An 8,671-nucleotide genomic window follows, 5' to 3' on the forward strand; every position below is an offset into this window, starting at 1 on the left:
AGGGGGCGTACGCGGCATGAGTCTCGGTGACGAACCCGGATACGGGGACGGCTCCCGCGGCGACGACGGGAGATACGGGGGCACGGGCCAGACCCGGACCCGGCTCCCCGACCGCCCCGGTGACGTCTACGGCGGAGCCCGCCGCGGACGCTCGTCCTCACGCAGCCTGGTCACGGTGGTCGGCGTCGTGGTCCTCCTGATCGCCGCGATCGCCTTCGCGAACCGCGGAGGAGACGATTCCCCCTCTTCGGGCACCAGAGGCGGGAGCGGCGGCGCCAAGTCCGGAACCTCCCCCACGGCGGCTTCCGGGGAGCGGCCGGTCGATTCGAAGACGAACGGGATTCCGGCGGGGTACAGCCACAACGTGCAGGGCGCTCAGAGCGCGGGGGCGAACTACGCGGTCGCCCTGGGCTCCGACGGCATGTTCAACACGGACAGGCGTCATGCCATCGTGCAGGCGGTCGCCGATCCCAGCACGCTGGACCGACTCCAGTCCGGCTTCGACGCGGACTACTCGGCGAACTTCCTGAAGAAGATCGGTCTCGACACCGACGGCAGCGCGCCCACCGGAAGCACGTTCGTCAATCGCACCCTGCCGGTGGGCACCAAGGTCACCTCCTCCAGCGACACCGCGGCCACGGTCGAGGTGTGGTGCAACAGCCTCTTCGGACTCACTGGCGAGAGCTCCACCAACCCTGTGACCAGCGGCTGGTTCACCGTCACCATGAAGCTGACCTGGAACGGCGACTGGAAGGTCCTGCAAACCAGCCAGAAGACCGGCCCGACCCCCGTCAACGGAGACAACGCCGTCTCCGGCGCCGACGAGATCGGCAAAGCGGTCGAGGAGTTCGGAGGGTTCACGTATGCCCGGTAGCCCGCACCGCGCGATCAAGCTCACCGGCGTCGTAGCAGTCGTGCAGACCACAGCCGTGCTGCTGGCCTCACACGCCTACGCGGCACCCACCCCGAAGCCCACCGACAATTCCTGCTCGCTGATCGCGGGGCCGGCCAGGAAGTACTGCGACGGCAACGGCTCCGGCGGCGCACGCAACTCGCCCCCCAGCCTCACCTCCCCCCTCGACCCCCTCTCCTCCCTCGCCAAGGGCTGCGCCGACGCCGCGTCCTGGACCATCGACAAGCTCTCGTCCGCGGTCAACGACACGGCGAACGTCGACTTCACGAACCCCAAGTTCCTCCAGCAGTACGCCGTCGTCTTCGCGGCGTCGACGATCCTCACCCTCCTCCTGTGGCTGCTCGCCGTGGCGAAGAGGGCGGTACGAGGCGTCCCCCTCGGCACCGCGCTCTCCGAGGCGATCGGCTTCCTCTGGCTCACGGTGCTGGCGTCCGCGTTCACCCCGCTGATCCTCTACACCGTCGTCTCGGCCTCCGACGGCGTCACCGACGTCCTCGCCAAGACCACCGGCAACCAGACCGACACCTTCTTCGGCACCTTCTCCGGCGCACTCGCCAAGGGCGAGAACATCGGCGGCGGCCCGATCATGCTGATCGTCGTGTCCCTGGTCTCGATCCTCGCCGCCGGCGTCCTGTGGCTGGAGCTCGTCATCCGCGCCGCGCTCCTCTACGTCGGCGCCCTCCTCGGCACCGTCGTGTACGCGGGCCTCGTCGACAAGAACCTGTGGGGCCACGTCCGCCGCTGGGCCGGTGTCATGATCGCCGTCATCCTGGTGAAACCGGTCATCGTGATAGTGCTGGGCCTGGCGGGCGCCCTGTCGACCGACAACGGTCCGGACTCCTTCTCCGCCGTCGTCTCCGGCCTCGCCATCATCCTGCTCGCCATCTTCGCCAGCGCCATGATCTACCGCTTCGTCCCCGGCTTCGGCGACGAGATCGCGAACTCCCGTAACAACCGCATCATGCAGGGCGCCGAAGGCAAGGCCGCGGCCGTGATCAGCTCCCCCGCCACCCTCGTCGCCCAGGGCATCAAGACCCACAGCACCCGCGCCGACAACAACGGCGGCGGTGGCGGAGGCAACAGCGGCAACCAGCCGCCCCGCCCCGCCAACCCCGCCTCCGGCGGCGTGGCGGCGCACAGCACCCGTACACCGAACGGAGGCGGCGGATCCGTCCCGGCCGCCGCGCCTCCGCCACGCACGAGTCCCACCGGAAACACCCGCAACAGCAGTTCCAACCGCACGGGAGGTGAAGGGCGTTGACGACCGAGTCCCACGTGTCCCATCCGGTCACGCCCCGCCGTACCTATCTGATCGGCCGCGCCCGGCCGAACGCGATGGTCGGCCGCAATCGCGAGTCCGGCGAGATCGTGCTCATCATCGCGGGCGCGTTCCTCGGCATGATGTGCGGTCTGCTCGTCCCCGTACTGTCCCTGCGGATCGTGCTGCTGATGGGCTTCCCGCTGGTCGCCCTCGCCGCGGTGTACGTCCCGTACAAGCGCCGTACGTTCTACAAGTGGTTCGAGATCAACCGCAGTTACAAGCGCAGCCTGCGCCGCGGCACGGCGTACCGCAGCAACGTCATGGAGGCCGGCACACACCTCGACGGCCGGGAGATCGAGATCGGACCGCCGCCCGGCATCGGCCGGATCTCCTGGCTCGCGGCTCCCTTCGGGCCCGACGAGATCGCCGTGCTCCTGCACGCCGACCGCCGCACCGTCACGGCCGCGATCGAGATCGAGGGGCCCGGCGTCGGCCTGCGCGACAGCGAGGACCAGGAAGCCCTCGTCGACCGCTTCGGCACCCTCCTCAAGCACGTCGCGAACGGCGACGGCTTCGTCACCCGTCTCCAGATGCTCGCCCGCACCCTGCCCGCCGACCCGGACGCCCACGCCAAGGACGTCACCGTACGCGGGGACGAGAAGTCCCCCGGCTGGCTCCAGCAGTCGTACGACCAGCTCCAGTCCATGGTGTCCACCAGCAGCGAGCAGCATCGCGCCTATCTCGTCGCCTGCATGCACTGGACCCGCGAACTCGCCGCCGAGTCCCAGGCCATGGCGCGGGCGGCCCGGCCGCAGGGCGGCAAGAAGCTGGACCGGGACGCGGGCCTCGCCGTCGTCATGGCGCGCGAGCTGACCGACATCTGCTCGCGGCTCCAGGAAGCCGACATCCGCGTACGCCAGCCCCTCGGCCAGGGCCGGCTCGCCTCCCTCGTGCACTCCATGTACGACCCCGACCACGCCATCGACCACATCCAGGCCATGACGAAGCGCAACGCCTGGCCCGCCGAGCTCGACGCCATGGAGCCCACCTACCTCCAGGCGAAGACCCGGGAGTCCTCCACCCGTGCGCCCTGGTGCCACGCCACGGCCTGGGTGAAGGAGTGGCCGATGACCCCGGTCGGCGTCAACTTCCTCGCCCCGCTGCTCGTCCACACCCCGGACGTCATCCGCACGGTCGCCGTCACCATGGACCTCGAACCCACCGAGATCGCCATCGAGCGCATGCTGACCGAGAAGACCAACGACGAGGCCGAGGCCAGCCGCCAGGCCAAGATGAACCGCACCGTCGACCCCCGCGACATCGCCTCCCACAACCGCCTCGACCAGCGCGGCGAGGACCTCGCGAGCGGCGCCGCCGGAGTGAACCTCGTCGGCTACATCACCGTCTCCTCCCGCTCCCCCGAGGCCCTCGCCCGCGACAAACGCACCATCCGCGCCTCGGCCGGCAAGTCGTATCTGAAGCTGGAGTGGTGCGACCGCGAGCACCACCGGGCCTTCGTCAACACGCTCCCCTTCGCCACCGGTATTCGGAGGTAAGGCCCTGATGCGGGATCCGCTGTCCGCCGCCACGGACTCCTTCACGTCCTTCCTCTTCGGCAAGGTCGAGACCACCCGGCTGCCGGTACGCACCTCCACGGGCCAGGCGCAGGCCGTCTACCTGCCCACCGCCGCGCCCGGCCTCGGCGACTCCGGCGTCATCATCGGACGCGAGGTGTACTCCGGGAAGGGATACATCTACGACCCCTTCCAGCTGTACGGGCAGCAGCTCCCGGCCCCGCACTGGCTGGTCCTCGGCGAGTCCGGCAACGGCAAGTCGGCGCTGGAGAAGACCTACGTCCTGCGCCAGCTGCGCTTCCGCGACCGGCAGGTCGTCGTGCTCGACGCACAGGGCGAGGACGGGGTCGGCGAATGGAACCTCATCGCCGAGGAGCTGGGAATAACTCCCATCCGCCTCGACCCCACGGCCGCCCTCGACATGGGGATCCGGCTCAACCCGCTCGATCCGGCGATCACCACCACCGGTCAGCTGGCCCTGCTGCGGACCATCATCGAGGTCGCCATGGGCCACGGCCTCGACGAACGGTCCGGCTTCGCGCTGAAGGTCGCGCACGCCTACGTGAACGAGACGATCGTCGAGCGCCAGCCGGTGCTGATGGACATCGTCGAGCAACTGCGCCATCCCGAACCGGAGTCGGCCGAGGCGATGAACGTCGCCATAGACGACGTACGGGCCTGGGGTCTGGACGTGGCCCTGGTGCTCGACCGGCTGGTCGACGGTGACCTCAGGGGCATGTTCGACGGCCCCACGACGGTCGGCATCGACCTGGACGCCCCGCTCATCGTCTTCGACCTCTCCCACATCGACCGCAACTCCATCGCCATGCCCATCCTGATGGCGATCGTCGGTGTGTGGCTGGAGCACACCTGGATCCGGCCCGACCGCAAGAAGCGCATCTTCCTGGTGGAGGAGGCGTGGCACATCATCAACAGCCCCTTCGTCGCCCAGCTCTTCCAGCGCCTGCTGAAGTTCGGCCGACGCCTCGGCCTGTCCTTCGTGGCGGTGGTCCACCACCTGAGCGACGTGGTCGACGGAGCCGCGGCCAAGGAGGCGGCCGCGATCCTCAAGATGGCCTCCACCCGCACGATCTACGCCCAGAAGGCCGACGAGGCACGGGCTACGGGACGGGTGATCGGCCTGCCCAGGTGGGCCGTGGAGATCATCCCGACCCTGACCCCGGGCATCGCGGTCTGGGACGTCAACGGCAACGTACAGGTCGTCAAACACCTGATCACGGAGACCGAACGGCCCCTCGTCTTCACCGACCGCGCCATGACCGAGTCCTCCGCCGACCACCTCGCCGACGACGCGCTGCGCGCCGCGGAACTGGAGGCCGAGGAACGGGCGGCGGCCTTCGTGGAGCAGCACCTCAGCGATCTCGACGGCACGTCCGAGTCCACGGTGGCATGAGATGAGACGCGACGAGCGGGAACGGGAGCGGGAGGGTACGGGGGGCATCCCCGACGGTCTGCTGGTGGGCGTACTGGCCTTCCTCCTCGGCCTGACCCTGCTGGTGTGGTCCGCCACCGGGCTCGCCGGATGGCTGGCCCGGGGAGCCTGGCCGACGGCCGTCACCGTCGCCCGTACGCCCCTGGCCCTGCGCCATCTGATCGGGCAGCCGCGGGACGTCGTGGGCGCCTGGCCGGACACCCCCGCCGGCCAGCTGTCGGGGTACGGGCTCTTCTGGGGTCTGTTCATCGGGCAGTTGATGGTGCTGATCGTGCTGACGGTGTTCGTGATGGGCACGGTGGCGCGGTGGCGGGCGGTGCGGGCGCGGCGGAAGGCGGGCGCGTACGCGCCTTTGGCCGGGGCTCGTGTACCCGAACCCGCGCAGGAACCGGTCCAGCCGTACGGCGAGGTCGCGAAGTCCGCCGAGGGGCCCGTGCGGCACGAGGTCCCGGTCCCCCGGCCCGCACCCGAACCGGCCGGACTCCCCACGGAGGCGCCGCGGTCGGCACCGGCTCCCCTGGCGGCCGGCGGCGCACGCGCGGGCGGCTGGGAGGGGACACCGGCCGCGGGCGCGGTCGTCCTCGGTCACGCCGAGGCCCGCCACCCCACCGCCGCCCAGGCCGTACGGGACGCGGAGGGCCCCGTCCTGGTCGTCACCTCGGACCCGAGAACCTGGTCGGAGACCAAGGACGCCCGTGCCAAGCTCGGCCCGGTTCTCCTCTACGACCCCACCCACCGCTGCGACACCCCGGCCCGTCTCCACTGGTCCCCCGCCGCCGGCTGCGAGGACAAGGCCACGGCGGCCGCCAGGGCCGCCGCGCTGCTGGCCCCCGTACGCCCCACCGCCAAGGTCGACCACGCCATGGCCGACGTCGCGGAAACGCTCCTGCGGAGCTATCTGCACGCCGCCGCCGTGGAGGGCAAGGCCTTCCGTCACGTCCATCGCTGGGCCCAGGGCTCCCAGGTCCAGGACGCGGTACGGGCCCTGCGTACGCATCCCAAGGCCGCCTCCGGCGCGGCGGGCGAGCTCGAGGCCGCGCTCACCTCACACCCCGAACGCCGCGACATAGCGCAGGAGCTGACGGCCCGCGCTCTGTCCTCCCTGTTCACGGTCAACATCCGCGAGTCCTGCACGCCGAACCGAAGTGACGCCCTCACGCTGGATTCCTTCGTGAACGAAGGGGGCACGCTTTATGTGGTCGGTGAACCCATCGAGGACCCCAGGACGAACCCCGGCGCCATGCCGCTCCTGACGGCCCTCGCCTCAAGCGTGGTCGAGCGTGGCCGGCGCATGGCCGAACGGTCATCCTCCGGTCGCCTCGACCCACCACTTACGCTCGTCCTGGACGACGTGGCCGCCGTCGCCCCGCTCCCCCAGCTCCCGGACCTGCTGACCGCCGGAGCGGGCCAGGGCCTCCCGACACTGGCCCTGCTCCGCTCCCGGGAACAGGGCAGGGCCCGCTGGCCGCAGTACGAACTCCCGCTCTGACGAACGAGACCGGCCGGACGGCACGCTAGGCCCGTGTGATCACGAACTCCAGATCCCGTGCTCCCTTGTCCCCCACGGACGCCGCGCTCCCGCCGGTCGGCAGGAACCCGACCCGGCGGTAGAACGCCTCGGCACGCCCGTTCTTCTCGTGCACGAACAGCCGCACGCGCTCCAGGCCGATCCCCCGGGCCCAGGCGAGCGCGGCCTCGAACAGCGCGTCCGTCACACCGCTTCCCCGGTGCTCGGGCCGTACGAAGACACCCACCAGATGTCCCTGGTCCCGCTCGCTCATGTTCCCGAGGATGTCCAGTTCCCCGGCCCTCTCGACCAGCACGACCACGGAGCCACGCCACACCCCGTCCGGTCCGACGGCCACGAACTGCCGCCGCTCCAGGACGCCTTCGGCCGCCCCCGCCGCCCGCTCCTGCCAGAACGAGTCGGGCCGGGCCACGGAGTCCTCGTACGTCTCCACGAAGGCGAGATGCGCGACGGGGTCCCGCAGCGCGGCGAGCCGCAGCTCCTTCACCGAACGCCACTCGTCGGCCCGTATGGAACGGATCTCGTGATTCATGGGGCCACACTAGGCCCCGGGTACACGGCGGCTCACCCGCATTTCTCCGTCCGGAAGATCCACCCTGCCGACACCCGCAGTCCAGCCCCCCGTCATGCTCTTCCCTGTACGACGTGCCGTACGACGTCTGTGTACGACGTTGCCACGCCACGGAATTGACGCCTACTGTCGCCGGTTTGCCAGGGAGAACGACGCATGCCCAACGTCCCACTCGAAGAACTCCGTCATGTCATCCATCCTCCGGGCAAGCTGGAGAGCAGGGCGGAGCACTGGGCCGGCCGCCTCTACATGCGTTCGGTGTCCCTCCGGGTGACGCGGCTGGCTCTCAACACCCGCTTCTCGCCCAACCAGATCACCGTCGTGATGGTGGTCGCGGGCGTGCTCTCCGGGGTCTCGCTGGTCCTGCCGGGTCTGGGCGGCGCCGTGCTCGCCGTCGTCTTCATGCAGCTGTACCTTCTCCTGGACTGCGTGGACGGTGAAGTCGCGCGCTGGCGACGGCAGTACAGCCCGCTCGGTGTCTACCTGGACCGGCTCGGTGCCTATCTTGCCGATGCCGCCGTGATGGCCGGCATGGGCATCCGGGCCTCCGAACTCGGCCTGGACCCCTACCTGGTGGCCGGCCTCGCGGCGGCGATCGGCGTCCTGCTCCTGAAGTCGTCCTCGGACCTCGTCCATGTGGCCCGTTCCGACAGCGGCATGGAGAAGGCGACCGACCAGTCCGTCGTCCCGCGCTCCAGCGGCCTCGCCCGGATACGCGGTCTCGCCTCCGCGGTCGGCCTTCACCGCCTCGTCAACGGCATCGAGTGCACCCTGCTGCTGCTCGTGACCGCGGTCGTCGACGTCGCTCTCGGCGATCTGACGGCGACTCGTGTCGCGACGGTGGGTGTGACGGCCATCGTGTGGCTGCTCGTCCCCGCGCACGTCGTCTCGATCGTGGCTTCGTCCCGCCTGAAGTAACGGCGCCCAGGACAGTCCTGACAACGCGTTCAGCCCTCACCCCCCGGCATCGGGGGGTGAGGGCTGATTGTCTGTGCGGGTGACGAGGTGCCGGCGGCACCGTTGAAGCGACGGGGTCCGTAAACGCAGAAAACCCCCGTACCGATTTCCCGGTACGGGGGTTCTCCATAAAATTTGTTCGGCGGCGTCCTACTCTCCCACAGGGTCCCCCCTGCAGTACCATCGGCGCTGTAAGGCTTAGCTTCCGGGTTCGGAATGTAACCGGGCGTTTCCCTCACGCTATGACCACCGAAACACTATGAAACTGTCAACCGGAGCCGTGGCATAGCTACGACGGTTGTTCGTGGTTTCAGAACCAACACAGTGGACGCGAGCAACTGAGGACAAGCCCTCGGCCTATTAGTACCGGTCACCTCCAGCGGTTACCCGCCTTCCAGATCCGGCCTATCAACC

General features: G+C 69.7%; 7 protein-coding genes and 1 rRNA gene. 6 read left to right on the forward strand and 2 right to left on the reverse strand.

All coding sequences use genetic code 11. From position 1 onward, the window contains the following. Positions 1-16: 16 nt before the first annotated feature. The 5 genes from ABZV34_RS06205 to ABZV34_RS06225 are packed head-to-tail and all read left to right on the forward strand — an operon-like array spanning position 17 to position 6,690. Entirely contained in the window at positions 17-874 is an 858-nt protein-coding gene (locus ABZV34_RS06205; protein WP_356271765.1) for a hypothetical protein, read from the forward strand. Then, complete coding sequence (locus tag ABZV34_RS06210) at positions 864-2,174, forward strand: hypothetical protein (RefSeq protein WP_356271767.1); 1,311 nt, start codon at positions 864-866, stop codon at positions 2,172-2,174. The genes ABZV34_RS06205 and ABZV34_RS06210 overlap by 11 nt, the downstream gene beginning before the upstream one ends. Then, on the forward strand, positions 2,171-3,730 hold the full coding sequence (locus ABZV34_RS06215) for an SCO6880 family protein (RefSeq protein WP_356271769.1): 1,560 nt from the start codon (positions 2,171-2,173) through the stop codon (positions 3,728-3,730). The genes ABZV34_RS06210 and ABZV34_RS06215 overlap by 4 nt, the downstream gene beginning before the upstream one ends. 7 nt (positions 3,731-3,737) lie before the next feature. After that, positions 3,738-5,162 (forward strand): ATP-binding protein, encoded by a 1,425-nt coding sequence (locus ABZV34_RS06220; RefSeq protein ID WP_356271770.1) that lies wholly within the window; start codon positions 3,738-3,740, stop codon positions 5,160-5,162. Between the two features lies 1 nt (position 5,163). Further along, positions 5,164-6,690 (forward strand): type IV secretory system conjugative DNA transfer family protein, encoded by a 1,527-nt coding sequence (locus ABZV34_RS06225; protein WP_356271772.1) that lies wholly within the window; start codon positions 5,164-5,166, stop codon positions 6,688-6,690. A 25-nt stretch (positions 6,691-6,715) separates the two neighbouring features. Here the strand turns inward: ABZV34_RS06225 and ABZV34_RS06230 are convergent, their stop codons facing one another. Continuing rightward, entirely contained in the window at positions 6,716-7,261 is a 546-nt protein-coding gene (locus tag ABZV34_RS06230; protein ID WP_356271774.1) for a GNAT family N-acetyltransferase, read from the reverse strand. Between the two features lie 195 nt (positions 7,262-7,456). On the opposite strand from ABZV34_RS06230, the gene ABZV34_RS06235 reads away from it, so the two are divergent. Then, positions 7,457-8,218, forward strand: a complete 762-nt coding sequence (locus ABZV34_RS06235) for a CDP-alcohol phosphatidyltransferase family protein (protein WP_356271776.1) — start codon at positions 7,457-7,459, stop codon at positions 8,216-8,218. Between the two features lie 176 nt (positions 8,219-8,394). Here ABZV34_RS06235 and rrf read toward each other — a convergent pair. Next, positions 8,395-8,511 (reverse strand): 5S ribosomal RNA (gene rrf / locus ABZV34_RS06240). Between the last annotated feature and the right edge of the window lie 160 nt (positions 8,512-8,671).

The sequence above is a fragment of the Streptomyces sp. NPDC005195 genome, from assembly GCF_040608315.1.
Taxonomy (GTDB): domain Bacteria; phylum Actinomycetota; class Actinomycetes; order Streptomycetales; family Streptomycetaceae; genus Streptomyces; species Streptomyces kaempferi.